Annotated in this window: 45 protein-coding genes; 40 read left to right on the top strand and 5 right to left on the bottom strand. The window is 37.3% G+C overall.

What is annotated here, in order from left to right; all coding sequences use genetic code 11:
• Positions 1–46 precede the first annotated feature (46 nt).
• Positions 47–481, bottom strand: coding sequence for an ImmA/IrrE family metallo-endopeptidase (locus B9Y89_RS14370; RefSeq protein ID WP_085523887.1), 435 nt, complete (start codon positions 479–481; stop codon positions 47–49).
• A gap of 23 nt (positions 482–504) precedes the next feature.
• Positions 505–975, bottom strand: coding sequence for a helix-turn-helix domain-containing protein (locus tag B9Y89_RS14365; protein WP_085523886.1), 471 nt, complete (start codon positions 973–975; stop codon positions 505–507).
• Between the two features lie 225 nt (positions 976–1,200).
• Between B9Y89_RS14365 and B9Y89_RS14360 the strand changes: the two genes are divergently transcribed.
• The 20 genes from B9Y89_RS14360 (at position 1,201) to B9Y89_RS14275 (ending at position 9,514) form a co-directional block, all read left to right on the top strand.
• Positions 1,201–1,395, top strand: coding sequence for a helix-turn-helix domain-containing protein (locus B9Y89_RS14360; protein ID WP_085523885.1), 195 nt, complete (start codon positions 1,201–1,203; stop codon positions 1,393–1,395).
• Between the two features lie 16 nt (positions 1,396–1,411).
• Positions 1,412–1,678 carry a group-specific protein gene (locus B9Y89_RS14355; protein WP_085523884.1) on the top strand — a complete coding sequence of 89 codons (267 nt, stop codon included), beginning with the start codon at positions 1,412–1,414 and terminating at the stop codon, positions 1,676–1,678.
• A 150-nt stretch (positions 1,679–1,828) separates the two neighbouring features.
• Entirely contained in the window at positions 1,829–2,485 is a 657-nt protein-coding gene (locus B9Y89_RS14350; protein WP_085523883.1) for a Rha family transcriptional regulator, read from the top strand.
• Between the two features lie 225 nt (positions 2,486–2,710).
• Positions 2,711–3,511, top strand: a complete 801-nt coding sequence (locus B9Y89_RS14345) for a conserved phage C-terminal domain-containing protein (protein ID WP_085523882.1) — start codon at positions 2,711–2,713, stop codon at positions 3,509–3,511.
• Complete coding sequence (locus B9Y89_RS14340; protein ID WP_254901306.1) at positions 3,465–4,277, top strand: ATP-binding protein; 813 nt, start codon at positions 3,465–3,467, stop codon at positions 4,275–4,277. The genes B9Y89_RS14345 and B9Y89_RS14340 overlap by 47 nt, the downstream gene beginning before the upstream one ends.
• Positions 4,278–4,427: 150 nt before the next feature.
• A complete protein-coding gene (locus tag B9Y89_RS19115) occupies positions 4,428–4,589 on the top strand; it encodes a hypothetical protein (RefSeq protein ID WP_176222240.1) in 162 nt (53 codons plus the stop codon).
• Entirely contained in the window at positions 4,537–5,166 is a 630-nt protein-coding gene (locus tag B9Y89_RS14330) for a hypothetical protein (protein WP_085523879.1), read from the top strand. Before B9Y89_RS19115 ends, B9Y89_RS14330 begins: the two co-directional genes overlap by 53 nt.
• Entirely contained in the window at positions 5,159–5,428 is a 270-nt protein-coding gene (locus B9Y89_RS14325) for a hypothetical protein (RefSeq protein ID WP_085523878.1), read from the top strand. The genes B9Y89_RS14330 and B9Y89_RS14325 overlap by 8 nt, the downstream gene beginning before the upstream one ends.
• Before the next feature lie 159 nt (positions 5,429–5,587).
• Complete coding sequence (locus B9Y89_RS14320; RefSeq protein WP_085523877.1) at positions 5,588–5,902, top strand: hypothetical protein; 315 nt, start codon at positions 5,588–5,590, stop codon at positions 5,900–5,902.
• Entirely contained in the window at positions 5,895–6,302 is a 408-nt protein-coding gene (locus tag B9Y89_RS14315; protein WP_085523876.1) for a hypothetical protein, read from the top strand. The genes B9Y89_RS14320 and B9Y89_RS14315 overlap by 8 nt, the downstream gene beginning before the upstream one ends.
• Positions 6,289–6,672 carry a YopX family protein gene (locus B9Y89_RS14310; protein WP_085523875.1) on the top strand — a complete coding sequence of 128 codons (384 nt, stop codon included), beginning with the start codon at positions 6,289–6,291 and terminating at the stop codon, positions 6,670–6,672. Before B9Y89_RS14315 ends, B9Y89_RS14310 begins: the two co-directional genes overlap by 14 nt.
• On the top strand, positions 6,665–6,802 hold the full coding sequence (locus tag B9Y89_RS19110; RefSeq protein WP_176222239.1) for a hypothetical protein: 138 nt from the start codon (positions 6,665–6,667) through the stop codon (positions 6,800–6,802). The genes B9Y89_RS14310 and B9Y89_RS19110 overlap by 8 nt, the downstream gene beginning before the upstream one ends.
• The gene (locus B9Y89_RS14305) at positions 6,792–7,145 is read left to right on the top strand and encodes a zinc-finger domain-containing protein (protein ID WP_085523874.1); all 354 of its coding nucleotides are present in this window, start codon (positions 6,792–6,794) and stop codon (positions 7,143–7,145) included. Before B9Y89_RS19110 ends, B9Y89_RS14305 begins: the two co-directional genes overlap by 11 nt.
• 2 nt (positions 7,146–7,147) lie before the next feature.
• Positions 7,148–7,336, top strand: coding sequence for a hypothetical protein (locus B9Y89_RS14300; RefSeq protein WP_085523873.1), 189 nt, complete (start codon positions 7,148–7,150; stop codon positions 7,334–7,336).
• Positions 7,333–7,686 (top strand): nucleoside triphosphate pyrophosphohydrolase family protein, encoded by a 354-nt coding sequence (locus B9Y89_RS14295; RefSeq protein ID WP_085523872.1) that lies wholly within the window; start codon positions 7,333–7,335, stop codon positions 7,684–7,686. Before B9Y89_RS14300 ends, B9Y89_RS14295 begins: the two co-directional genes overlap by 4 nt.
• Before the next feature lie 245 nt (positions 7,687–7,931).
• The gene (locus B9Y89_RS19105; protein ID WP_176222238.1) at positions 7,932–8,081 is read left to right on the top strand and encodes a hypothetical protein; all 150 of its coding nucleotides are present in this window, start codon (positions 7,932–7,934) and stop codon (positions 8,079–8,081) included.
• On the top strand, positions 8,078–8,266 hold the full coding sequence (locus B9Y89_RS14290) for a hypothetical protein (RefSeq protein ID WP_085523871.1): 189 nt from the start codon (positions 8,078–8,080) through the stop codon (positions 8,264–8,266). Before B9Y89_RS19105 ends, B9Y89_RS14290 begins: the two co-directional genes overlap by 4 nt.
• Positions 8,263–8,445: a hypothetical protein gene (locus tag B9Y89_RS14285; RefSeq protein ID WP_085523870.1), complete on the top strand. Its 183-nt coding sequence runs from the start codon at positions 8,263–8,265 to the stop codon at positions 8,443–8,445. Before B9Y89_RS14290 ends, B9Y89_RS14285 begins: the two co-directional genes overlap by 4 nt.
• Positions 8,446–8,522: 77 nt before the next feature.
• Complete coding sequence (locus B9Y89_RS14280; RefSeq protein ID WP_085523869.1) at positions 8,523–8,975, top strand: ArpU family phage packaging/lysis transcriptional regulator; 453 nt, start codon at positions 8,523–8,525, stop codon at positions 8,973–8,975.
• On the top strand, positions 8,972–9,514 hold the full coding sequence (locus tag B9Y89_RS14275; RefSeq protein ID WP_085523868.1) for a site-specific integrase: 543 nt from the start codon (positions 8,972–8,974) through the stop codon (positions 9,512–9,514). Before B9Y89_RS14280 ends, B9Y89_RS14275 begins: the two co-directional genes overlap by 4 nt.
• A gap of 103 nt (positions 9,515–9,617) precedes the next feature.
• Here B9Y89_RS14275 and B9Y89_RS14270 read toward each other — a convergent pair whose 3' ends face one another.
• The 3 genes from B9Y89_RS14270 to B9Y89_RS14260 are packed head-to-tail and all read right to left on the bottom strand — an operon-like array spanning position 9,618 to position 12,206.
• The gene (locus tag B9Y89_RS14270) at positions 9,618–11,231 is read right to left on the bottom strand and encodes a DUF2326 domain-containing protein (RefSeq protein WP_085523867.1); all 1,614 of its coding nucleotides are present in this window, start codon (positions 11,229–11,231) and stop codon (positions 9,618–9,620) included.
• Positions 11,215–11,448, bottom strand: coding sequence for an ABC-three component system middle component 7 (locus B9Y89_RS14265; RefSeq protein WP_085523866.1), 234 nt, complete (start codon positions 11,446–11,448; stop codon positions 11,215–11,217). The genes B9Y89_RS14270 and B9Y89_RS14265 overlap by 17 nt, the downstream gene beginning before the upstream one ends.
• Positions 11,448–12,206: an ABC-three component system protein gene (locus B9Y89_RS14260; RefSeq protein ID WP_085523865.1), complete on the bottom strand. Its 759-nt coding sequence runs from the start codon at positions 12,204–12,206 to the stop codon at positions 11,448–11,450. Before B9Y89_RS14260 ends, B9Y89_RS14265 begins: the two co-directional genes overlap by 1 nt.
• Positions 12,207–12,501: 295 nt before the next feature.
• On the opposite strand from B9Y89_RS14260, the gene B9Y89_RS14255 reads away from it, so the two are divergent.
• From B9Y89_RS14255 to B9Y89_RS18840, 20 genes are all read left to right on the top strand, one after another.
• Complete coding sequence (locus B9Y89_RS14255) at positions 12,502–13,857, top strand: AAA family ATPase (RefSeq protein ID WP_217807190.1); 1,356 nt, start codon at positions 12,502–12,504, stop codon at positions 13,855–13,857.
• Between the two features lies 1 nt (position 13,858).
• Complete coding sequence (locus B9Y89_RS14250) at positions 13,859–14,437, top strand: hypothetical protein (protein WP_085523863.1); 579 nt, start codon at positions 13,859–13,861, stop codon at positions 14,435–14,437.
• A 299-nt stretch (positions 14,438–14,736) separates the two neighbouring features.
• Positions 14,737–15,663: a Kiwa anti-phage protein KwaB-like domain-containing protein gene (locus B9Y89_RS14245; RefSeq protein ID WP_085523862.1), complete on the top strand. Its 927-nt coding sequence runs from the start codon at positions 14,737–14,739 to the stop codon at positions 15,661–15,663.
• Positions 15,664–15,681: 18 nt separating this feature from the next.
• Positions 15,682–16,227, top strand: a complete 546-nt coding sequence (locus tag B9Y89_RS14240; protein WP_085523861.1) for a hypothetical protein — start codon at positions 15,682–15,684, stop codon at positions 16,225–16,227.
• 128 nt (positions 16,228–16,355) lie between these two features.
• Positions 16,356–16,589 carry a hypothetical protein gene (locus tag B9Y89_RS14235; protein WP_085523860.1) on the top strand — a complete coding sequence of 78 codons (234 nt, stop codon included), beginning with the start codon at positions 16,356–16,358 and terminating at the stop codon, positions 16,587–16,589.
• Between the two features lie 318 nt (positions 16,590–16,907).
• Positions 16,908–17,219 (top strand): HNH endonuclease signature motif containing protein, encoded by a 312-nt coding sequence (locus B9Y89_RS14230; RefSeq protein ID WP_085523859.1) that lies wholly within the window; start codon positions 16,908–16,910, stop codon positions 17,217–17,219.
• 123 nt (positions 17,220–17,342) lie between these two features.
• Entirely contained in the window at positions 17,343–17,657 is a 315-nt protein-coding gene (locus B9Y89_RS14225) for a P27 family phage terminase small subunit (RefSeq protein WP_085523858.1), read from the top strand.
• Entirely contained in the window at positions 17,632–19,371 is a 1,740-nt protein-coding gene (locus tag B9Y89_RS14220; protein ID WP_085523857.1) for a terminase large subunit, read from the top strand. The genes B9Y89_RS14225 and B9Y89_RS14220 overlap by 26 nt, the downstream gene beginning before the upstream one ends.
• 15 nt (positions 19,372–19,386) lie before the next feature.
• On the top strand, positions 19,387–19,593 hold the full coding sequence (locus tag B9Y89_RS14215; RefSeq protein ID WP_085523856.1) for an Acb2/Tad1 domain-containing protein: 207 nt from the start codon (positions 19,387–19,389) through the stop codon (positions 19,591–19,593).
• 42 nt (positions 19,594–19,635) lie between these two features.
• Positions 19,636–20,859 (top strand): phage portal protein, encoded by a 1,224-nt coding sequence (locus B9Y89_RS14210; RefSeq protein WP_441351493.1) that lies wholly within the window; start codon positions 19,636–19,638, stop codon positions 20,857–20,859.
• Positions 20,859–21,608, top strand: a complete 750-nt coding sequence (locus B9Y89_RS14205) for a head maturation protease, ClpP-related (RefSeq protein WP_441351504.1) — start codon at positions 20,859–20,861, stop codon at positions 21,606–21,608. Before B9Y89_RS14210 ends, B9Y89_RS14205 begins: the two co-directional genes overlap by 1 nt.
• Entirely contained in the window at positions 21,609–22,823 is a 1,215-nt protein-coding gene (locus B9Y89_RS14200; protein ID WP_085523855.1) for a phage major capsid protein, read from the top strand. It begins immediately after the preceding gene.
• A complete protein-coding gene (locus B9Y89_RS18845; protein WP_139822815.1) occupies positions 22,787–23,083 on the top strand; it encodes a fibronectin type III domain-containing protein in 297 nt (98 codons plus the stop codon). Before B9Y89_RS14200 ends, B9Y89_RS18845 begins: the two co-directional genes overlap by 37 nt.
• A complete protein-coding gene (locus tag B9Y89_RS14195) occupies positions 23,083–23,370 on the top strand; it encodes a head-tail connector protein (protein WP_085523854.1) in 288 nt (95 codons plus the stop codon). The genes B9Y89_RS18845 and B9Y89_RS14195 overlap by 1 nt, the downstream gene beginning before the upstream one ends.
• Positions 23,367–23,693, top strand: coding sequence for a phage head closure protein (locus tag B9Y89_RS14190; protein WP_085523853.1), 327 nt, complete (start codon positions 23,367–23,369; stop codon positions 23,691–23,693). The genes B9Y89_RS14195 and B9Y89_RS14190 overlap by 4 nt, the downstream gene beginning before the upstream one ends.
• Position 23,694: 1 nt before the next feature.
• Entirely contained in the window at positions 23,695–24,072 is a 378-nt protein-coding gene (locus B9Y89_RS14185) for an HK97-gp10 family putative phage morphogenesis protein (RefSeq protein ID WP_085523852.1), read from the top strand.
• Positions 24,069–24,455, top strand: a complete 387-nt coding sequence (locus B9Y89_RS14180) for a gp17 family tail completion protein (RefSeq protein WP_085523851.1) — start codon at positions 24,069–24,071, stop codon at positions 24,453–24,455. The genes B9Y89_RS14185 and B9Y89_RS14180 overlap by 4 nt, the downstream gene beginning before the upstream one ends.
• Positions 24,456–25,325: a major tail protein gene (locus tag B9Y89_RS14175; RefSeq protein ID WP_085523850.1), complete on the top strand. Its 870-nt coding sequence runs from the start codon at positions 24,456–24,458 to the stop codon at positions 25,323–25,325.
• A gap of 45 nt (positions 25,326–25,370) precedes the next feature.
• Positions 25,371–25,706: a hypothetical protein gene (locus tag B9Y89_RS14170; protein ID WP_085523849.1), complete on the top strand. Its 336-nt coding sequence runs from the start codon at positions 25,371–25,373 to the stop codon at positions 25,704–25,706.
• A gap of 53 nt (positions 25,707–25,759) precedes the next feature.
• The gene (locus B9Y89_RS18840) at positions 25,760–25,912 is read left to right on the top strand and encodes a hypothetical protein (protein ID WP_139822814.1); all 153 of its coding nucleotides are present in this window, start codon (positions 25,760–25,762) and stop codon (positions 25,910–25,912) included.
• Positions 25,913–25,915 lie beyond the last annotated feature (3 nt).

Genomic DNA, 25,915 nt, shown 5'->3' with positions numbered 1-25,915 from the left:
TTAGCCTATTTTCACCTCCTTAATAGAATGTATGTTCTATTTGAAGTTAAAAATTTTTTAGATGTGCTACTTCATGTGGCACATTGTATGTTGATGCAGCTTCTTGAATAGTCATTCTTGAATTGCATTGATCATAAATCACTTTATCCGGGATAAGTAATTCCACAGCAAATGTATTCGCTTCAACCTCAATTTTGTTTATAGAGAAAAATGTACTTGACCGAAGAAACGGCGTATTCACTTTTGGGTGCAAAACAGCGTGTCCAAGTTCGTGAGCGCATACAAAGTATTGCATTTCGTTACCCAAATTGCTGTTATAAAATATGTATTTATTTCGACGATCGTATTTGTAAAATCCATTGATCTCCTCATGCAGATCCCAGGGTACAACATGGACATTTATAAAGTTTGCAATTTCAAAAGGATCGTTTGTTTTACATTTCTTAATTAATGTACCCACATTATCTTTAACCCACTTCAAAAATTTGACCCCCTTGGTCACCCCTAATCTTTATCTTTATCTTCTCTGTATTTTTTAGGTATGTATTTCTTGTTAATTCGCTGAGTCTGTCTTACCACATGTTCCATAGCATCGAGTAATGACTCTTTAGCCTCATCGCTCATCGGTTCACCAGAAAAGCTGAGACCACCATCATCTTGTAAGTCTTTTTTGATTTCTTCCATGCGTTTAGCTATGTCACGTTCATCTTTATCAGTAATCTCTGTTTGTCGTCGTTTTGGTTCTGAATCGTTTGGATCATCAGAAATACCTAACAAGTAATCGGTTGTTACGCCAAAAATTTCAGATATATTCCTTGCCATTTCAGCACTTAAGTTTTTCTCACCTCTTTCGATTTCATAGTAATACTGGGGAGTGATTCCTAACATCTTTGCCACTGCGGTACCACTTAATTTTCTTCCTGAATTATTTCTTTTGGTTTCTCTAATTTCCTTAATCCTATGATTAACATCCATTATTTCTCCTCCGAATCTATCAGCAAATAGCTTATAAAAAGAATAACACTATTAGCTTACACTCACAATATGCAAATAGCTTAAATTAATAGCAAATCCGAGCATATTTAAGCAAATAGTTTATTTAATGGTGTTAACGCTATTAAATAAAGCTATATGCTTAATTTCAGGCTTTGATATTAATAAGCTAATTGCTTAATATTGTGTTTAACGGGAGGTAATGAAATGAACTTTTCAAACGTCGTTAAGGAAAAAATGCAGCAAAAAAAAATAACAAACGCTCAATTAGCAAGGGAAATTGGTTATAGTGCTCAATATTTATCTGATCTAATTGCGGGTGAACGGAGGTGGAATGAAGATACAATTAATAAAGTTTGTTCAGCTCTCGGCTTAAAAATCACATATGAAACTAATTCTTGAAAGGTGGTGGGCTCTTTTGCTAGACATTCAAATCGATGAACAAGAAGCACGTGATCTTTATTTAGAAAAGGTCGAGGAAAAGGTCAAACAAATTGAAGCAGATCTTGTTTTTTGGGATACGGCAGAGTTAAAACGCCGAACTTGCATGAGCTGGGGAACAATTCAAGATCAATTTTTCTTTGATGAACGCTTTCCTAAATTTAAAGTCGGGCAAAAATGGTATTTTCCTGCCCAAGAAGCTAAAGATTTTCTAATCCAGTGGATTCACGAGAAGGGGAGGTGAATCAATGAGAACTCATTGGGTTGAAGAAAAAGGCGGCGCGTTTCACGTAAAAAGTAAAAACCAATTCGGTTGGGTTTATACCAAAGTTTTTGAAACAAAATCGGACGCTGAAGAATATATCTAAATGGCTGCTGAAAGGAGTGGGGCTAAATGAACGATTTAGTATTCATAAAAAACGAAGAAGTGGTGACAGACAGCCCAACGGTTGCCGAGTCTTTTGGTAAAAATCATCGGGATGTTTTAAGAGACATTCGAAATCTTGAATGTAGCAATGAATTTTCGCAGCGCAATTTTGCGCCGTCAAATTATGAAAGCCGAGGCAAACAATATCCAATGTTTTACATCACCCAAGATGGGTTTTCATTTTTGGCTATGGGATACACAGGTAAGAAGGCAGCTGAATTTAAAGAAAAATACATCAATGAGTTTCGCAGAATGGAAAAGCAATTGAACCAACCACAGCCATTGAGTGAACGTGATCAGTTGATATCTGCTATGAAGTTATCAATTGAATCAAATGAGCGAATGGATGGAATCGAGGAAGAAGTAGGCGAGTTAAAAACACGTTTTGATAACGAACTAACGTTAAATCACGGACAAGCTAGCACTTTGAATCATGCGATCAAAAAACGTATTGAGAAACTATTTAGCGATGGAATCATGGGAACTCTTGATACAAAACATCAAATGTATTCTCACATCCATAGTCAATTAAGACGTGCTTTCCAGGCACCAACATATAGGGAAGTTAAGCGCGTTGATTATGATGATGCCATTCAATGGGTGAGCGCTTGGCGCCCTTTGTAAATCCAATCTATCAATCTACGAAGGGAGGATTTCGTAATGGAAGACAACGGAGATCGTTGGTATCACTTTGTCATTGCCGGTGTTGTTATATTCATTGGCATTTATTCAATCACATTTGGATTATGAGGGGAAGGGTAGCAGCCCAGAGTCCCCTCTCAAAAAAACAACTTGTACTATCAGTATATCAAACTTGTACAAATTTATGCATGAAAGGGTGAACTTTTCTTGGCTAAATTTAGACAAATCCATACAACATTTTGGCAAGATCCTAAAGTGTTGGAAGAAATGACGCCAGAGGACAAATATTTTTACCTTTATCTTTTGACCAATCCAAACACCACACAGATCGGTGTTTATCAGATCACGAGAAAGCAAATGGCCTTTGATTTAGGCTATTCTATTGAGTCAGTCCGAAGTTTGCTAGAACGGTTCGTCAATCACCATAAGGTTGTTAAGTACAACGAAAACACGAGGGAAATTGCAGTCATCAACTGGGGTAAATACAACCTTCACCGTGCAGGAAAACCAGTTATTGATTTAATTGCTAAGGAATTAGAGAGTGTTAAAGATAAATCCCTTCTTCAAGATATCGCTCAAAATGTCCATAATGAAGCGATTTTGGATCAATTTTCACGATACGTGGACGACACGTGGACGGTAAGGGGACAAGAAGAAGAAGAAGAAGAAGAAGAAGAAAAAGAAGAAGAAATAGAAGAAGAGAAAATACCTTACGTCGAGATAGTAAACTATCTCAACTCTGCAACTGGATCCAAATATCGGGCACAAACTAATAAAACACGATCACTGATCAAAGCACGTTGGAACGAAGGTTTTCGATTTAATGATTTTAAACTTGTCATTGAGATTAAGACCCATGAATGGGTGAATGATCCTAAAATGTCCAAGTTCCTTCGTCCTGAAACGCTCTTTGGAACAAAATTTGAATCTTATCTGAATCAAGATGAAGTTGGTGAACAAAATGCGGTCGGTCAAAGAGACACTAGCCAATATGAAAACCTCTTTTAAAATTGTCGGAACCCGTACTTGTGAACATTGCGGTACAGAAGTCAAAATCATCGAAACGTCAAAGGGACAGGTCAGTCGTTGTCTCACCTGTGATGATGAGCAATTAAAGCAACAACAAATAGAATCAATCAAGCAACAAAAATGGCGGAAGGCTAAAGCAATATTTGATAAATACAGTTTAATCCCACCTGATATTAAGAAAGCATCTTTTGAGAATTACATACCTGACGACGATCCCAGCAAAGAAGATGCTCTTCAAAAAGCAAAATGGTACGCCAATCATTTCATGGATGATGAATTTAAACAAAAGAATTTCCAGTCATTGTTTTTTCGTGGCTTATATGGATTAGGAAAGTCTCATTTGTCATATTGCATTTCCAAGGCAGTTGCAGAAAAAGGTTATCAGTCACTATTTATCAATATCCCTGATTTGATGACGGCGATTAAAGACACATTTAACAAGGAGTCTGAAACAACAGAATCAGAGATTATGAAAATCATTAGTGATGTTGATCTACTTGTTTTGGATGATATTGGTGCTGAATATGTGAAAGTCGAAGATGGTCGAGAAAGTTGGGCAGCGGACAAGCTCTTTCAAATCATGAATTCGCGAATAGGCAAAGCCAATGTTTTCACTACAAATTATACGTCAGCTGATCTCGTAAAAAAGTATGGTCATCATGGTGGTCGTCTCGTCTCCCGAATGATGCAAGGAACTAAGCCTATAAAAATTCAAGGTGATGATTGGAGGTTGAAGCAATTATGATTTGCTCTAATTGTCACGGACGCGGCGTTCTATATGAGGATGTCGGTTACGGTATCAAAACTCAACCGTGTGGATGCCAGGACCGATGGACCCCAACCCAAGCACAACAATGGTTCGAGGAATTTAAAAAGGAATTGCGGGGTGAATATCATGGATCAAATGAAGCACCTCAGACAGCAATATGAAACGGCTTTGTCACGTGGAAACATCCAAGAAGCTCTACACATCAAGTTCAAATTAGAAGACTTGGAGGTTAGCTATGGATCAGCAAATCAATTACGGCACTCGGGACCACAAGCGTCCGGCAAATAGTGAGGTAACGGAGTACAAGCTGTCCCCAGAAGAACTTGAAAAATATAGGAACGGAGGTCACGAAACGATGCCAAGCTCAAAAGAAAGTGCAAAAGAAGGCTTGCAAAAGGCCAAGCAAATGATCGATGAAGCCATGGAAAATAACCAAGCTGTTGATCTTATGAAAATTTCGGATGAGACCGGAGCAAAGCGAAACACAATCAAGACTTACTATTACCATCAACGCTCAAAGCAGCAACAAGAATATCATTCTGAAAAGAAGGATGAAGCCGATACTACCGATCCAAACGAGCAATTGCAAAACCAGTATAAGGCGTTAGAAGCGAACATGAAAAACACCAGTCAGTGTCTTGCTGATGCCGAAGCTGAGTTAGAGGATCTGAGAAAGCAAAACGGTGAATTAAAAATTGAAAACGCTGATTTGGTTCGTGAAAAAGACAATCTTCAAACGCTGTATAAGCACATATCTGAAGAAAATCAGACGCTTCTAGGCGACAACGATCAATTGAAACGGACTGTACACATTCTCAGTCGTAATGAAGATGAATCGGAAAGGTGGATGAGTTTCGATGCCTGAACAAGTGAAGGTCTATACACCGTATTCACCAGCAGGGAAAGGTCCTGCCTTCCCAAATCCAAATGAGGCGCTTTATGAATTGTTATTCAAGTACAGTGAAGACTTTGAACTGGATACGGTCCAAAAGACGGTTGAAGAGACGGCTCTCAAACTTGGCAAACTATTAGATCTGGAAAATACAGTCGGTGATATTGAGATATTTAGAGATTACAAGATCGAGTGCAAGTTGTATGAATTTATGTCTTTTGAATCAGGTTCTTAATTATGGGTCGCAAGATTTGGGTCACAGAAAGCAAACGGAAAAACAGTGACGGTGAAATACTTAGGACGATTACGACCCATGAGAGCAAGCCTAACAAATTCAAGTACATTATTTGGAAGTGAATTCACTCCACGGTTTTGTGGAGTAAGGAGGCTAACGATGAGTGAGAAGGTAACGGAACAAGAGTTAAAGCGACTCGAAACGATTATAGGTGAAACTTCCATAGGGCCTTGGGAAACTGTTTATGACGAATCGGAGAACGGTCATGTGATAAGAATGAACGATGCCATTGAGTCTCCCAGTAGACACGAATCGCAACTTGAAATCATTTATGGGCATTGCGTTTATCCCGAGGAAGGTGACCAATTCATGGAAGCCCATGCAAATGCAACGTTTATCGCTGAATCGAGAGAGATTGTTCCAAAATTGATTGCGGAAATTCGCCGTTTGAAGGGAGAGGCTGACGATGAGTGAGAAGGTTACTGAATGGCTAACGACAGGGCAGATGATCGATTATTTAATGGCAAATCCATATGAGAAAGCGGAAAGTCACCGAGGAAAAGTTGTTCAATATGCTCCCGGAGATATGAGATTGATGGATTTAAAGGACGGAAATAAAACGGTGGAAGCGCACCGGCTATTCCTTAACACTAAATGGCGCATCCTACCCCGGTACGTGTCCTTTGAAGAAGCGATGAAGGCGGTTGACGAAGGGAAAGTCGCTGCTTATCACCTAAGAAAAGATTACAAAGTTATGGTCGATAAGGACGTATTTCCAGAAATATTTGGGACGGACGCAACATTTGGTCAATTGATGGAAGGCAAGTGGACTATAGAGGATTCGGAGAGGGTGAGTGTGGATGAGCAATATTAAATTTCGCTATATCGTGAGGCACAAAGCAAGTGGAAACATTGAAACAAAGCATTATTTTTTATCGCAAATCGAAGAACGACCATTAAAAGAATTATCCCCAGCATTCTTAGCAGATTATGAATTGCTATCTAGAGATCAGTACACCGGACTCAGGGACAAAAACGGAGTTGAGGTTTATGAGGGGGACGTTTTGGACTGTAACGGCGGTATTGCAGTTGTATTTTATTCTAAAAGATTTGTATCTTACAAGTTGCATTTTTACTCTCCGTTTGAACAGGAACAACCTTTTTATTTTTGGGATTTAGAAGGATTTGTTATCGGAAATGTCTATGAGAATCCGGAATTGTTGGAGGTGAGTGCCGATGATTGATCATGGGCTGATCAAGGAATCTTTATCAATAGTCGGTATTTTGATAGGCGATTTAGTGATTATAGCAGCGCTATACAGGTTAGTGATAAGTGTTGTTGAAAGAAAAGGCGGTGAGGATCATGAACGCTGAACGCCATGCAACCATCATCCAAATCAGAAAACTCGAAGATCAATACTGCGATCACTGTGAAAAGAAATCTGGGATAAGCGGCAGAACAGGTTATCTTGATGTCTGTCTGAAATGTCCGATCGGAAAACGAATCAATGATCTTGGCAAAAATCTGGACAATAAGCAACCGAAGAAAAAGAAACACAAAAAGAAAATCAACAAGGTTGATGATGCAGATCTAATGCGTCTGCACTATGAAGGCATGATCCCCAAAGAAATCGCTGAACAATTAGGTTGCACAATTCAGACCGTATATTGGAAAAAGAGTCAGATGGGATTAACCAGAAAGAGGGCGATTAAATAATTATGGAACAACCTAAGCGTGGTGATTTTTACAAACGCAAGATAGACGGAATTGTTTTTACTGTTGTGGACGTAAGTTACTCCATTGACAATCTAACAACGCTCAAAAGTTTTCGGACACCGGAACGGATTGCAATCACTCAAAATCAACTAGATCAAGAGTTTACCAGAGAAAAGGGGCCGTTGGAATGAATATCAATGACTATCAAAAAGCGACAGAACGAACAGCAGGCAAGTTTGACGATCTTCAAACAGAACTTGTCGCGTGGGCAATGGGTATTGGCGGTGAATCAGGCGAGGTTGTGGACGCTATCAAGAAAATAGCATTTCACGGTCATTATATTGGCAGTGATGAAGCACGGTTGAAAATTGTTTATGAATTAGGCGATCTATTGTTTTATATCACCCGAATGGCGGATGCGCTTGGTTATGACCTTGATGAAGTAACCGATTTGAATATTAAAAAACTTGAAAAACGATATCCAAACGGCTTTGATCCAGAGCGTAGCCGAAACAGGGATGATAATCATGAAGAAGCGTGAGTGTCCAAAGTGTGGTGGAAAAGTGAAGGTTAGAGGATTGGATGTTTATGAGTACGGTGATCCTACTCCCGTATATGAGCAGCCCGTAACGGCTGCCTGTGACGTTTGCGAGTATGAGAGGATATTATTTTGATAGCCACAAAACTCCAGAATCGGAGTACACAAGGTCTAAGAGTTGCTGATGAGTATTTGACTAGGAAAGAACGGAAAGCGCTGGAATACTGCGAAGCTAGGAGGGGAAAATCATGACTCAATCTGAACGTGAAACAATTACTGCATGGCTATTTTTAATGACCGGCACAGTTGCTGAGTATTGGAACAAATATGACGATCAAAAGTTGTTAGGCGTTTACAAACAGCATCTTGGTGACCATAGCGAGGAAGTGATTGGGTGAGTCAGAAAAAGAAATTAGATAAGGCATTCACTCAAGGTTTCATTCGTGGTTGCGAGGAAACATGGAAGCTTACTGAGGAAGCGATGAATAACATTGATGGCATTGGTCCTAAAACCCAAGAAAAGATTCACACTGCCATTTTGGAACGGACAAAAGAAGAAATGCGTAAGGGGGTAGGGCGGTGAAAGAAAGTGAATATACCAAATTAGCTAACGTGTATCATGCTCAGCAGTCAGTCAAACTCCGGGACGAGAATGAAAAGCTAAAAGAAAAATTAGAAGATATCAAGGTCGAAAAAATGGGATACAAGTTTTTGTTTATTGTTGTCTCTGTATTTTGGTTGATTACGATTTTTCGGACATAACAAAGGCCCGGATAAACTCCGGGCTATCCAATAAATTAGTACATGGTAGTTTGAGTATAACACAAGGGGGACATTCAGTGAATCAGTTATCATTCAAATTACCGGAAATAGATCGTTTCGCAACAAGGAAGGCTGTCGAAGAAGCGTTGGAGAAGTATCAAATGTTTTTGTTCACGGTACCAGAAGAAAAGATTCCAAGTGTCACACAACAGTTCTCATTAGTTCCTCCGAGCAATACCAATGTGAATCATTCTGAAACGGAAGAGGCGGCTATTCACAATATTGATCAAGAACGGATCCGTCAACAACATATCAAAAAGATACAGAAGGCAGTCAACCGACTCAGTTACTTTGAACGGTCGATTATTATTAAACGTTACATGAGCGATGATGCTTTTGATTATGAAGTTTACAATGAGATCGGCATGAGTGAACGGAAGTATTATAGGGTGAAGTCCCGTGCCTTTTATAAATTAGCTTTCATGCTTAAAATTGAGGTTTATAAAGAAAAGACGGTGACTTCTCAATGAATTTCGTCCAGCCAATTAGGGATCCGGATAAGATCGAAGCTGTTAAGCATTATTTGAAATCACGGAGTGACAGGAATTATCTTCTGTTTGTTCTTGGCATTAATACCGGGCTTAGGGTTTCGGACATTCTCACTATCAAGGTTGGTGATGTCAAAGGCACTCATCTGCGGATTAGAGAAGGTAAGACTAAGAAACAAAAAATGATACGAATCACGCCAACCTTAAAACGTGAGATTAAGGGATATATTGAAGATAAAGACGATCATGAGTATATTTTTAAGAGTCGTATCGGTGATAACAAACCCATTGGCCGAAGCATGACATACAAGATTCTAAGAGACGCTGCTGATGCCTACAATTTAGTGGATATCGGGACGCACACCATGCGAAAGACGTTTGGCTATCATTTTTATCAAAAGTACAAAGACGTGGCTTTGCTCCAGGAACTGTTTAACCATTCATCACCGGACATAACACTTCGCTACATAGGAGTTAACCAAGATGTCATGGACAAAGCATTGTCGAAATTTAGGATTTAATACGCAATTATAATAGGCGGGATTTTTTGTGGAATAAAAGAGGCGCTATCTTAAAAAGAGAAGCGCCTTTCCGGAGATAGCCCATTCAAAATAGATCTAAACCTTACTCATCTTTAGACTCATCACGCCAATCTTTGGTAAACAATAGTTTATCTGTTGAAAGATTAATTACGCTTTTGTTATTGAGTATTTTTTGAACCTCTTTCTCATAAATATTTATTACATCAATAGATATGAAAGCTTGTTTATGAAATTTATTGTAATAGTAAATAAGATTTTCTACTGCTGACTTTTCAATATTTTTAAATAAGAAAGAGTCATGAATTAAAAAAGGTATTTTTGTTAAATTAAACATGGCTAAATCAAAAATAATAAGATTAGTGTAGGCTTTTCCTGTACCTGTATTTTCCGAATACTCATAGTTATAATTTTTATTAGTTAACTTAATTTTAGGCGCTGATCTTTTATCATCATGAATTAAATCGTTTATTTCACTCAACTTAGCATTTATTTTTACATTAATATTATCGACAATCTCTTCCTTCATTTTACTTAAGGATTTTGTCTTAGATGCTACATTATCATTTAATGTTTTAAAGTCCTCATAATATCTATTTTCTCTTTGAAGCTCTTCTAATTTTGAGGTATACTCTATTAAGTTATCCGTATAAATAGTATGTTGTTCATTGGGACTTAATAGTCTTTCCATTTTTTGATTTATATCATCTATTTCTTTGTTTAACACTTCTATATTTCTTTTTAATTCCTTCCTTACTTGTTTTAATTCATTATCCAAAATTGTACTTATTCCGTCATGAAATTCTTCAATGGACTTAAGTTTTTCTAAATTTACATCCGGAAAAAATTCCAAGAGGGTTTCAAAACCAACTTCTGTAGAACGTATAATATTTTTGTCGGTCCTATTATATCTGGACTTAAAATAATCCCTTTCTTCAGTTAAAACATTTTTTTGTTTCCTTAGCTCTAATAGTTCCTCGGAAATAATATCAGATATTTGTATAGAAGGACTAAAAAAACTTTTGCTCAACTTTTCTATCTCATTTTTAAGATTGTGTATCTCTTTTAAGTTTTGATCGTATTTCTTCTTATTTATTTTTGGAACATAATCAAATTTTCCTGCATTATTTAAGACTTTCTTTGATTCGGTTAACTGTTTGAGCTCTTCATCTTCTTGAACTATTCTATAGTATTGATTAAATAACTTGATCAACCTTGTTATTGTTACTACATTTTTTTCAGCGTGATGATTATGCAAAGGTCTTTTAACATCATAATTTTTTTTACCCCAAACTCTAGAGAATAGACTAACTGCCTCTCTAAATTTTAAATCCTTGGATTGTAGTTTATAATTATCTTTTAGAAATTTTTTGTACGAGTTTAATTCCATGCTATCCTGTATGTTAAATTTTTCATCACATTTGTAAATAATTTTAGGGTCCTTTGTTCCACGAATAAAATAAAACTCATTATTGTTAAACTTAAAAGTATATAAGAATTCATGATGACCTAATTTAGAAATTACATCTTTATTATGAGTTATATATGTGTCACCTCCAAAGATAAAATCTAATATCATTAATAGTGTAGATTTTCCAATGGAGTTTGATCCAGAATTATCTCCTAAAATGACGTTAAGTCCTTTGTTAAAGGTTATCACTTTCTCTCGAAATATTTCACATCTAATCTCTATTAACATATTTTACTACTCCTTTATTAAAGTCAACTTCAATCGAGTTAAGCAAATATAATACATCTAGTGAGTATATAAATTCATCTATTGCTTCAAAGTGACCTTGCGTCTTTATAAACAATTCATGAATAGATAAATCCTCATCTTTTATTAAATTAAGAATTATAGGCACTTTACCTATAACAGACTCCTTAAAACTCATCGCTTTGTTTGGAACTAACACTAAAACACCTCACAGTTTTGAATGAAAAACGAAATAATAATACTGCACGCATTTATATTGCTATTCTCTGTTTTTTTTGATAACCATTCTGTCATTCGATTAAAAATTTCCTCTTGTGAACTTTCGGTTTTTCTTAATTTTAAATAAAAAGTTTTGACTTGAGACAAAATCATATCGAAGGAGTTTGGATATTGTTTATTTAGAAGTCTGAATTGCTTCTGTATATATAGATAATAATCAGTAATCTCTCCACGTATTCTTCTTTTTGTTAGAACTGTTAAAGTCTTATTTGCTTTATCCTCAAGTCTTAAAGCATTCATACTTAAAGGAATGCTTTTAGATTCGACTTCATCCTCAACCAAAGTCATTAATATTTCTTTTATCTCCGTTTCAATTCCATAATTAAAATAATTTTCTCTTGTTTGAGTCCTCTTTATTAGAGACTTTTTAATTTTAACTAACTTCCGATATTCCTCTTCAGTCCTGGGATTATCAAATTTTTTATGACAGTCTCGGCACAGAGCAATAAAGTTATCTACATGATTAACATCTTCATTAAGTTTTTCTTCATCACTTAATAACTGGGCCTCATGAGAAGTCGGATTTAAAGGGAAGATGTGTGCAGCTTCAAATATTTTATTTGTTTTTCCGTTTTTTTCATACATAAGGGATTTCGTACATAATGGGCACATATTTTCAACCTCAGATAGGAGGATAGCATTTTCATTGGGGGTAAGTTTTCTTCTTTTAGGCGACATGTCAAACACCTCAAATTTGTACACATATTAAATTAAAATTAAGCTAATATGCAAATTTCGACAAAAAAGTTCAAAAACCTTTTATACTTATGTAAATTTTTTGGTTACTTATTCTAAACATACACTTTTAATTAACCGTAATAAAGTGTGTGTGTAATTCATTTTTTGAATGTGTTTGGATTCGTGTGTGACAGGCGATTTGGTAAATAGGGGAATTACACAAAATATAAGATATGGGTAATCGTGAAGGTGATTTGTTTTTTTTGTAGAAATTAAGTATTTAGGGGGGATAATTGTGAATAAAAGAAGGCGAAGAAGACAGGCAGTGTTTGATGGAATAAAAGAAATATCAGTAGAAGGTTATAAATCAATTGATAAAGAAACTGATATTGAGATTAAGCCTTTGACAGTAATGGCGGGAACCAATAGTTCAGGGAAATCCAGCTTTATTCAACCTTTGCTATTAATGAAGCAAACATTAGAAGAGAGTTTTGATCCTGGAGCATTGCTGTTAAATGGACCTAATGTAAGATTTACTTCTAACGATCAATTACTATTTAAGAATCCAAGAGCAAATAATCTAACATATTTTTCTGTTGGGTTTAAACTTGGCTCAGATGAGTCTTGTAAAGTATTTTTCAAAAAAGGGAAAACCGGATTTATAGTAGATAAGGTTGAATATAATGTGTATAATTTTTCAGGTCAAAATGACACTATTGATTCATTTACATTACATTCTAAGATGAAAGGGGAAGAGCTTTTCGACTTTATACCAGAATACCTTATCGATATCGTCAACAGACTGGAAGACAGCGATTACGATGTTATTGTTAAAAGAAATAGGTGTTTTCTAAAAGGTGTTATAACCTTAGGTGAAGATCGGTTTTTAACTGATTTTCCTATAAATTCCTTTGAGAGGGAAATTCGAAAAATAATTCATCTCCCAGGACTGAGAGGGAATCCTGAACGTAATTATCCTACAACTGCCGTAGATTCAGATTATGAGGAATTATTTTTGCCTGGTACTTTTGAAAAATATGTTGCTAGTATAATCACTCAATGGCAGAACAACGAAGAAGATAAACTCTCTGAACTTGAAAATGATTTAAAGTCTATTGGATTGACCAATAGAATCAAAGCTAAGAAGATAAACGATACTCAAGTTTCTTTGAATGTTGGAAGAAATATTGAGGGAGTAAATGAGAACGATGACCTAATTAACATTGCCGATGTTGGTTTAGGTGTTTCACAAACATTACCTGTGGTAGTAGCACTAATTTTCGCAAAGCCTGGTCAAATGGTTTACATTGAACAACCTGAAATTCATTTACATCCAAGAGCTCAATATTTCTTTGCAAAATTATTAGCGAAAGCTTCCGCTCGAGGAGTTATTGTAGTTGTTGAAACTCATAGTTCGATATTATTAAGAGGAATTCAAACAATAGCTGCTAATAATAATTTAAGTCACAATAAGGTAAAACTCCATTGGTTTAGAAAAAGTTCTTCAGATGGTGCAACTGAAGTGATAAGTTCTGATCTAGATGAGAATGGTACATTTGGAGAATGGCCTGTTGACTTTGATGACGTAGAGTTATCTGCAGAAGCTCATTATTTAGATGCAACAACAAATAGTAGAAATGGTGGATTTTAATATGGAATCAGGAAAAAATCTTGTAGTAGATACTTCAGTTTCTTTTTCAGCATCTAAAAAAATTCATCCAATTTCATCAATGTGTAGGGAATTCTTGTTAGAACTATTTAACTCACCAAATTCCTTAGTCATGTCCGATGAAATTGAAAGTGAATGGCGTAAACGAGCTTCTAAATTCTCTTTAAAATTGTTGGGAGCTTTTAAAAGAAGAAGGAAAGTAAAGTATATAAACAACGTTAGGGGGGTACATAATTTAAGAAATGTAATCGGAGAAACAAAAGATAGATCTAGAGTAGGCCCCATGCTTAAAGATGTACATTTAATCGAGGCGGCGTTAGTTACTGATCAAATTGTTGTTTCTTGTGATGAAAAAGTTAGGGATCATTTTTATTCTATTTCACATAAATCGGAATATCTCAGACTTTTAATATGGGTGAATCCGACAAAACCAAACGAAGAACCTATTTCGTGGTTAAAGGACGGCGCAAATATTTTAGAAGAGAAAAAGTTATCTAATTGGGATATTATGAAAAAAAGTGAAGTTATTCAAGATTTTTCAGATGAAAAAATACGAAAGTAAGTAATGGCAAAAAAACGGCAGGATTATGGCAAAAAGTTGGCAGGTTGTTCCGGATATAAGGTGATACGATGTTAATAGATAAAAAGTCATTAGGAACGTGTCCATTATGGGCGCGTCTTTTTATTATGGTCTGTGTAGCTTAATTGGTAGAAGCGGACGATTGATCAGATGGTGGTTCAATTCCATCGACAGATCGCGTCCATCAATAGACACTCATCACGGTAACAATCATTTATGTCATAAGTAGCAGGACTTTCCTCTTTTTTTGTCGAAATACATGTCGACAAAGGGGGATTTTTATGGATATCCAAAAATTAGAAACCATAATAAAAGATAGTTCATATGATGATCTTAATATTCGGCTTTTTTTTACAAAAAAAACATCCACTCCAATATATCACACATTCTATGTAGATATTGGGGATGACGTAAAAGAACAAATCAAAGATATAACTTTACAAGCATTAAACGATAATAAGGAAAAACCACAAAAAACATATAGCCCGATAGGATACTATCAGGATTATCTTGAGTTAGCTAACTTATCGGATTTGGGTCATTTGCAAGAGGTTTTCGATAGCTATTACGAAGACGAAAAAACAAAGAAAAAGAAAATACAAGAACAAATGGATAAATTAAGCTATTACAGCATCAAATTTGATATAAACACCGAAGACGGTTTGGAAGAGATGATCATTTTTAGAAAGCTGGTTAAATTTAATAAACTAAAGTATGGATTGACTGGATTTGTTTCTGATAATACCTTTCATCAAATTTCAGAAAATTTAATAGGTATAGATGGCGATATAGATTTAATTTATTTCCAAAGTGAAATCTTAGTGATTAGACATTATGCATTAGAACAAGTGTTTTCTCTAAGAGGGGTTTATAAACAAAAAGCAAAAGAAACATTAGGGGTTGTAAAAAATGTTGATAAAATCAATAATTTTGATGATTTTAGAAAAGACAGTTTAAATGATTACAGGATAGTAAGAGCTTTTGCTAAACTAAATGCTGACATTGATCGTGCGGAAAGATGTTTGCAAAACTTTGAGGAAATAGTTACAGTTAATAAAAAGTTTAAACTTCAATTAGATTTAGATACTTCGAATCATAAAATAAATTATAACAATAAAGATCAACTCATTCCTATTTCCCAACTTATAAGGGATTCTTTTTATAAAAGTTATTTAGGACAAGAGGATAGAATTGATGAGGATGCTTAATGAAAGAAGGAAGTAATAATGCCTACATTGATAGTAAGGGTGCTTCTATTTATTTCATCTTTTTCGCCATTGTATGTAATATTATTGCTTAGTAATTATAAGGCCATATTAGCAGGAAATTATGTGTTAAAAGAAAAAATATATTTTTTAACATTGTTATCATTTTTAGTATTTTCGCTATTAGCCCTATTGTTTATCCTTAATTCAAAATTAACAACAAAGCGTTTTTTCTCAGAGGTTTCAATAAATAATAACGATTTAATTAGTTACATCGCAACCTATTTAGTACCTTTGTTGTCAATCGATATTAACGATAACTCAAGCCTAATAACTAACCTAAGTTTATTTTTGCTTATCATGTTTATATATGTGAAGAATAATATGATATATATCAACCCTTTATTGTTGCTTTTCAATTATAAGATTTTTGTTACCAAAAGTGGGGAATGTATAGTTTCTAACTGTGATATAACTTTTTTTAGACATAATAAAAACATCAAATTGAAAACCAAATTAATCGGAACAGGATTGTATTTAGTTCGAAAACAAGAAAATGAAGAGTAAAAAAGGTCAAACATATTAGAATCATAGTGTACCCTTTGCTATAGTGCAGGAAACTACCAGAGAATAAAACGAAATAAAAAGCATCCTTAACAGGGTGCTTTTTTATTTGGTTAAAAAGAGGTGATTAGATGATTCGTATCGATGATATCAGTTTTGAATATGCCGAACTCTACACTGATCAAAGTCATGTACCTGAACAGTCTTCAATGACTGGCGTGGAAATCCGTTATACGGTCAGCCTTGCTGGTAATTCTGTAGACGGAACATTGGTTATGGGTCCAGATGAGTATAAGGATAAGACACATGATGATTTAATTGAATTGGTTAGAAAAGAGTTTAATCAGGCGGTACACGCTATTTGACTTTGAGGTGATGTTCATTGAGCGCTGGGTATATAAGCATCAACTTAGATGTTGAGTTTATTTGTGAGTATGACGGCTTGTATGTTTTCTGGATGAACGTTGGTAAGTCTAAGAGAATTATAGTGATAAATGGAGATGGTGAGTTTATCAGTGAATGATTACGAGGTGATGATGCTTATGAACATTAAGTTTATATGCGCTGAATGCGGTACGGAACCAGAAAAGAATGAATGCGAAAGCAATGAAAATTGCGTCGTCTTTGATAACGAATGTCAAAAATGTACTGGCAAACTTAAGCCGATCGTGGAGTAATCACCAATGCCAAATAAATCATTCTATAAATCAAAAGCGTGGGCTAAGTGCCGAACCTATGTCCTAACCCGAGATCATTATCTATGTCAGGTGTGCATCAAAGATGGCAAGCTTACGCCTGCTAATACAGTACACCACATCGAATCATTAGAAGATAGACCTGACCTTGCGTTGGATTATCATAACCTTGAGTCCATCTGTCCGACTTGTCATAACAAAGAACATCCGGAGAAGGGTCGAAGACAAGGGGATAAAGGAAAACCGAAACGTAACAAGCTGAAAGTGGTTAGAAGCTGTGCCAATAGGGAAATGACGTAGCCCCCCTCACTAAAATTTTGGAAATCTTTTTCCATGTAGACCGGCGGCCCTCCTTCGTTTATAGCGCTGAAGAAATTTTCATGAAAGGGGGGTAAATGTAAATTAGAGGAAAGGGGGATTTATGTGGGTGTGCCGACAGAGAAGAAAATTCGCGAATATCTTGGTGATTCGTACCAAGAATCAGATGAAGAATTGATCAAATTATATGTTGAAACTCATCGGTTTTATAGGCGTTTACAATCAGAAATCAAGAAAAATGACCTGCTTTATGAGTATACAAATAAGGCTGGAGCAACCAATATCGTCAAAAACCCCCTTTCAATTGAGTTAACAAAGACCGTTCAGACATTGAATAATCTTTTAAAGTCGCTCGGTTTGACTGCTGCCCAACGGAAGAAAGTAGTGAACGACGATGACGACGACTTCGACCAATTCTAAGTCAACCGGAATCATTAAAATACTTGCTAAACCATCGTCGCATCTACTTGTCAATTGGTATGCTGAGCAAGTTGTCAAAGGGAACATTTTAGCCAGTAAAAAGAATATTTTGGCGGCAAAACGGCATTTGAAAGACTTAAAAAGGCAAGGAACCGAGGATTTCCCTTGGGTTTTTGATGAAGAAAAAGGTCATCGCCCGATTCGTTTTATGGAAAAATACTGTAAACCGTCAAAAGGGGACTATGATCAACTCATCCTTCAAGCTTGGCAACATTTCATCATTGGATCACTTTATGGGTGGGTTCATAAGGATACCGGGATAAGGCGCTTTCGTGAGGGTCTTATTTTTATTGGCCGAAAAAACGGAAAATCAACGATGATATCCGGATTATCTAACTTTGCAGTATCCAAAGATGGTGAAAATGGGGCCGATATTTATCTTTTGGCTAACTCTAAGCAGCAAGCTAGTATCATTTTTGAGGAAGCCAAGGCGATGGTTAAGAAGTCACCGTCATTGCGTAAACAGTATCGACCTTTGCAATATGAAATTAAATATGAGAAGAACTTCTCTAAAATCGAAGCCAGGGCATCTGACAGTGAAAAGCTGGATGGTTTAAACACTCATCTGGGCGTTTTTGATGAAATCCATGAATTCAAAGACTATAAATTGATTAATATTATCAAAAAATCCCGTGGATCCCGTAAGCAACCATTGATTTTATATATTACGACAGCTGGTTATCAGTTGGATGGTCCACTCGTTAAATATTATGAAGATGGATCCGATGTTTTAGATGGTGTAATTGAAGATGAACGGACGTTTTATTTCTTAGCTGAGCTTGATAGTGAAGATGAATTTGAAAAGCCGGAAATGTGGGTTAAAGCTAATCCGAATATGGGGTTATCGTTAGATCTTGAAACCCTGAAAGAGGATTGGGAAAAGGAAAAGCGGACACCGCAGGAACGCGCGGATTTCATTACTAAGCAGTTTAATATTTTTGCTGACACATCAGAGCAATCGTTTCTTGATTATGAAGTGATTAAAAGAAATGAAAAACAGTTAGATATCACATCACTTGATGGTATGCCTTGTGTTGGTGGTTTTGATCTTTCGACAACCGAAGACTTCACAAGCGCATGTCTTGAATTCCCTCTGCTGGATACAGGAGAGGTTTTTGTTTTGTCCCATTCATGGATTCCGAGAAAGAAGGTCATGACTGATAACGAAAAAATTCCTTATATGGAATACGCTAAAGAAGGGCTTTTGACCATATGCGACGGTGAATATGTCGATTACACTCAGGTCTATGACTGGTTCATTGAACAATCACAAAAATATCAAATTGATAAAATCACTTATGATCCGGCCAATGCGTTCCGTTTGGTTAAGGATTTGGAAAGCAATGGTTTTGAAATGGAACTAGTACGGCAAGGTTATAAGACACTAAGTCCGGCATTGAAGGATATAAAAGAACTTTTTTTGGATGGCAAAGTTATTTCAAATAAAAACAAATTGCTCCGATGGTACATCAATAATGTGAAGTTGGTTGAAGATCGAAACGGAAATTGGATGCCGACCAAACAAAATCGTTACCGTAAGATTGATGGGTTCGCTGCATTGTTAAACGCTCATTCTCAAGTAATGGAGCAATTGGTCGTACCACAAGGTGATGGGAATATTGGTGTTATGTCTATGAGTGATTTGCTTTCTTAAGAAGGAGTAGAGAATATGAATGAATGGATCGAAAATACTTTCACGTACCATAAACCGGATGATGAACAGATTGTGAAATATCAAACGTTGCGGACAAATTTTAAACATACTGCCTATCAGATTGATACCCTTTGCCCGGATTCTAGGGAAAAATCACTAGCTATGACTAAATTAGAAGAAGCGGTTATGTGGGCTAATGCATCTATTGCCCGTAATGAATAACGTTAATGAACACGTTAATTTTCCTTGAAAGGTGGTGATGGCTTGCGATGGTTTTTAAAGCTGAAAATGGCTTTTTACGGGGCGGTCTCGGCTTGGAAAGGTCAAGGATTTGATTTCTCAAGCTGGTTTGGCCGGAATTTTTGGGGCGTTGATAATTCAACTTTGGCAACAAATGAAACGATTTTTAGTGTTATTACTCGTCTTTCAAATAGTATGGCCATGTTACCTTTGAAGCTTCACAAAAATTATGATGCTGTGATGACTGATTCAGCTGACACATTAATTAATAGCCCAAACCCCAATATGTCATCGTTTGAGTTTATGCGAATGATGGAGACTTCGAGGAATTCAACAGGGAATGGGTATGCTTTGATTGAACGCGATATTCGCATGACGGTTGTTCGTATAACGCCACTTGATCCAGCTTATGTCGAACCTATTTTTGATGTCGATGGTCAAGAGCTGTGGTACCGAGTAAATGGCGCAAACGGTACTTACTATATTCATAATATGGACATCCTTCATGTTAAACACATTTTTGGCCCTGGTAGTTTGAAAGGGATCAATCCGGTTAAAGTGCTTTCGAATACGAGTGAATTTGACAAAGCCGTCCGGGAATTTAGTTTGAAAGAAATGCAAGGTGCGCGTAACTCATTTATCTTGAAATACGGTGCTAATCTAGATACAGAAAAGCGACAACGTGTCATCGATGATTTCAAGCGATTTTATAAAGATAATGGCGGAGTTCTCTTTCAAGAACCGGGTGTAGAAATTGAAAAAATCGAACAAAAATTTGTTGCAGCTGACATTTTTACATCTGAAAGAATTACCCGTGCTCGTGTGGCTAATGTTTTTAATGTCCCGGTCACCATGCTCAATGATACCGAGGGTCAAAGTTATTCTAGCAACGAACAGCTTATGCGGATGTTTGTTCAGTTAACTCTTATGCCCATTGTTCGGCAGTATGAGCAGGAATTTAATCGAAAATTACTTACCCCAGGCTTACGTTCACAGGGGTATTACTTTAAATTCAATGATAAGGCTTTATTGCGCGCTGACATGGCGGCCCGGGCTGAGTATTATACAAAAGCAATTCGGAGCGGTTGGTTGTCCCAAGATGATGTGAGGCGAAAAGAAGATGAACCTCCAGTGGGTGGTAATGCATCAAAATTGCACGTTAGCGGTGACTTGTACCCAATTGATACGCCTATCGAACAACGGAATAGACAAAATAGACATAATACTCCATCGGAAGGAGGTGATTGATAGTGCCGGATAGACAGAAGAAATTCTGGGACATGAATATGGCAACTGATGGGTCTAATTCAGCAGACATTTATATCTATGGTGACATTGAAAAATATCAGATTATCGAGGAAGATGTGACTGCAACAACCTTTAAAGATGATTTGGAAGCTTTAGGAGAGGTTAACAATATCAATCTCTATATCAATTCTCCCGGCGGAAATGTTTTTGAAGGGGTTACTATTTATAATATGTTACAGCGACATCAAGCAAAAATTAATGTTCATGTGGATGCATTAGCTGCTTCCATTGCAAGTGTCATCGCTATGGCGGGTGACACTATTTTTATGCCTAATAATTCTATGATGATGATCCATAATCCGTGGCGTCTTGCTATTGGAAATGCTGCTGACTTGCGAAAAGCGGCTGATGATTTAGACCGCATTGGTAACTCTGTTAAACAGTCTTATCTGGACAAGACAGGTGATAAATTAACAGAGGAAAAGCTTCAAGAAATGCTAGACGCTGAAACATGGTTATCGGCTAATGAAGCTTATGAATTTGGTCTGTGTGACGTTGTGGAAGAAGCCAATCAAATGGCGGCTTCGATCAGTGATGATCTGATACAAAAGTATAAAAATGTTCCAGAAAAACTTCAGAAACAGGGAAATTCGCCCGTTTCTGGTGAGGAAATGGCCGAACGAGAACGCATCGCTAATGAGGCAAAAGCTAACTCAGCCTATCTTGATAATATTTTAGGAGGAATATAGATGACGAAAAGTAAAGAGCTGTTTAAAGCAATACAAGGTAAAAATCTATTAAAGTTGGATATTCAGTATTTTGCGGATAAGACTCTATTTGAACTTAAGCAAAACATGACAACGGTTGGGCAACAGTTACAAAAGACAGAAAACGATCTAGCGGCAGCGGCCATTGACACAAACAAATCGACTGAGGACATTCAAGCTCTGCAAAAATCCCGTGATGATTTGAAAATGCGCTTTGATGTGATCAAAGAACAACACGATGCCGTTGAAGCCGAACAGAAGGCAAAATTCCAAGCTGATCAGGACAAGAATCCGGTTCTTAAAACAGATGATCCTAAGGCAAAAGTTACAGCGGCCAAAGCTGAATTGATTCGGGCCACGATGAAAAATCAGGCTATATCGGATGAAGCTAGAGCGGCACTTGGTGATGGTAATTCAACAGGGGGAGAGAAAATCCTTCCGTCTACCATGACAACTGAGTTACTACATGAGCCTTTTGTGAAAAATCCGTTGCGTCAAGTATCGACTTTTACCCAAGTTACCAATCTTGAAGTGCCAAAAATCACTTTCACGTTGGATGACGATAGCTTTATTGATGATACTCAAACAGCCAAAGAAATGAAGGCGGAGGGCGATGTCGTTCAATTTGGTCGCAATAAATTCAAGGTTTTCGTTCCTCTTTCAGAAACTATTTTGGCTGCCACAGATACGAACTTAGTCCAAACAGTCGACCAAGGTCTTCAAAGCGGTCTAGCTGCAAAAGAGAAAAAAGTAGCCTTTGCTGGTACACCGGCAACCGGTGAAGAAACACTGTCTTTCTACGGTGTCGGTATCAACGAAGTGACAGGAACGACTAAATACAAAGCGATCAAAGCGGCTATTGCAGATTTGCATGAAGATTATCGCGACAATGCCCGGATTGTCATGCGCTATGTAGACTATATGGATATCATTGAGTCGTTGGCAAACGGTAGCTCTACGCTTTACAACGCTCAGCCTGAACAAGTATTAGGTAAACCCGTTGAATTCTCTGATTCTGCTGTTGATCCTATCGTGGGTGATTTCCAATATTCACACTTTAACTATGATCCGAACTTGATTTATGACCGTGATAAAGATGTTAAGACTGGCGTTGAATTGTTCGTCTTAACAGCTTGGTTTGATCACAAAATTAAACTTAAATCGGCATTTCGTATTGCAAAAAAGTCAACAGCCTAGAAGCACCATCTGGGCTAGCTTCAAGTGATGTTACGGATACGTCCTTAAAATTAACCTGGGATCCCGTTGAGTACGCCGACCATTATGATGTTTATAGAGATGGTGAGAACATCGGTACAAGATCCGGGACACAATTTGCAGATAGCGGCTTGACGGCATCTACAACGTATTCGTATCAAGTCAAGGCAGTTGGTGCCAACGGATTAGAATCTGATCTGAGTGCTGCCTTAGATATTACGACAGCTGCGAGTGGTTCATAATGGTTGAATTAGAGGATGTTAAGGGTTTTTTACGTATTGATTTTAATGAAGATGATAATTTGATCAATGATTGTATTAAAGCGTCTGATCAATTTTTAAAGGGAGCAGGGTGCAGTGATGCGTCTGCTCCCGAACTTTATAATCAAGCTCAAAAGCTGCTTATCTCTAATATGTACGAGAATAGGGTGCCCGTTGTGGTCGGCAGCACATCGAGTGCGCTTGATTTTTCATTGCAAACAATCATGCTGCAGTTGAAAGCCGATGCCCCGGCTAGTGATTCAACATGAATCCAGGAGACTTAAAATATCGAATTGTTCTTCAGGAATTTAAACCGGTCCGAGATAATGACGGTATTATAACCGAAAAGTGGGTTGATACAAAGTCAATTTGGGCGCAAAAACAAGGCGTCAGCGGTCGAGAATATTTTGCCGCTGCGAGTGTCAATGCTGAACAGACCGTAAAATGGCATATTCGGTATCGAAACGATGTCACACCCGGTATGCGAATTCGTGAAGGTGATGTATCGTATGATATCAAGTCAGTGATCGACGAAACAGGTCTCAAAAAAGAATTGGTCTTGATGACTGAGGCGGTGGTTCAAGGTGGCTGATATGGATCTATTGGGATCAAAACAAATGCAGCGCAAACTTGCTGAAATGGGTCAAAAAGGCAATCGTCTACAGAATAAAGCATTGCGTGCATCTGGACAGGTTTTGTCTGAAGAAATGAGCGAAAGGGTCAAACGATCAAACAAGGATCATGCTCATACAGAAGATCACATTGTTCTAGGACGAGTTAAAAAAGACGATTTTGGTGGGAAACACATTGAAGTGGGTCCTGATAAAGAGGTTGCATGGCGGTCCTATTTTCTTGTCTACGGTACTTCTAAGATGAGGCCACATGATTACATGACGCCTTCGTATCAATCTAAAACAGATGAAATTTATGAAGCTCAAGCTGCTGTCATGAAGAAAGGGCTGGGCTTATGATCAATCTTTCTGATGATGTGTTAAATGTGATGATTAATAATTCAGTTTTAAACGCTGAATTAGCTAATTGTTATGGCGGTCCTGCTGTTTTTAATCTATTTACGCCCGATAATACCTTGTTTCCTAGGATCACGTTTTTCGAGATGGATAATACGGACGATCGGTATGCTGATGATGAGCCAAAAACGGCGAGGATTATGTTTCAAGTCGATATTTGGCTTGATAAGGAAAACCCCAACCCCAAAAAAATTAAGGATGCAGTTTATAAGTCGATGCTAAGCATCGGCTTCTTTTGTGATTCAACGGGGCCGACGCTATACGAACAGGACACGGGCGTTATTCACGTCCCGATGCGATTTATACAATATAAGGAGGTCAATTAAATGGCACGTATTGGTTTAAGAGGTATGGTTTATGCCATCCTCAATCAAGATGATAAAAATGGTGTTGCTTACGGCGAGGTCAAGTCCATACCAGGAGCCATTAGTGCAACATATACACCAGCTACAAACAGTGAAACGTTATATGCTGACGATGGCCCGTATGAGACAGCGACAGCCATTGGCGCGTCAGAACTTGAAATTAACGCGGCTGATTTGCCATTTGAAGCACAATCCGACCTGTTAGGGAAAACGATTGGTTCTGATGGAACTGTATTAGGAAAGTCATCTGATAATGCACCTTATGCGGCCTTCGGATTTAAATCATTGAAATCCAACGGTAAATATCGAGTCAAATGGTTTTATAAGGGTAAATTCCGACTTCCTGAAGAATCTTACCAAACAAAAGAAGATTCCCCGGCTTTCCAATCCCCGACCGTTACTGGAACCTTTGTCAATCGGGAGTTTGATAACGCGATGGAAATTACGGGTGATGAAGATCGTCCAGGATTCGTTGGTGTTGAACAATTCTTTGATGGTGTATATAACCAGAATAAAGATACAACAGCACCAACTGTGTCCGTTGCACCAGATGGCGCTTCATCTGTTGAGACATCAGTCGACATTGTGTGGACATTTGATGAAGCAATTCGTAAAGAAGATGTGCACGATGGCAACTTCTATGTCATGAACGCTTCGGAAATTGTTTCAGGTAAGCTAACACAAAGCGGCGATCAAACGACAGTTACATTTACACCTGATTCGGCATTGGCCTCAACAACCGACTATACAGCGGTTGCGTCTAAAAATGTTCGCGATTTAGCTGGGAACAATTTAGCGATCACTGAAATTACAAACTTCACAACAGCTTAAAGAGAGGGTTATTGCCCCTCTCTTTTTTAATAAGGAGGCTAATACATGTCTGATCGGATGAATATCAAAGAACCAAAGCCTTTTAAACTGGTTTTAGATGAAGAACGAAACTTTATTTTAGATATGAACGCATATGCAGCTATTGAACAAGAGTACAAGAAACAAGGTTTAGGTATTGATGAAGCATTAGATGAATTTATGGATGGTAGCCCGACAGCAATTAGATTATTCCTTTGGGCAGGTCTTATCCACGAGGATGAAGATTTGACTGTTCAAGATATTGGTAAAATGCTTGGTCCCGGATCCATGCGTGAATTTGCAAAAAGCGTTAATGGAGTACTGAGTCAATCTTTGCCAAAGGCTGATGATACAAAAAATTAGATCCCCAGTCCCCCGAGAGCGAAACCGGTTGGGACTGGGATTTTCTATACTACATGGCAACGGTGATGTTAGGCATGTCTGATGATGAATTTTGGCGGTCAACGCCTCGGAAACTTTACGCTATGATTCAAGTTCACAAGCAAGCCAACGGTTTAGAAGAGGAAGAGGATAAAGTTGTTCCAATTGATCAAGTGGAAGGAGGGTGATGA

Source organism: Tuberibacillus sp. Marseille-P3662 (genome assembly GCF_900178005.1).
Lineage (GTDB): Bacteria > Bacillota > Bacilli > Bacillales > Sporolactobacillaceae > Marseille-P3662.
This window is presented reverse-complemented; position numbering and strand designations above follow the sequence as displayed.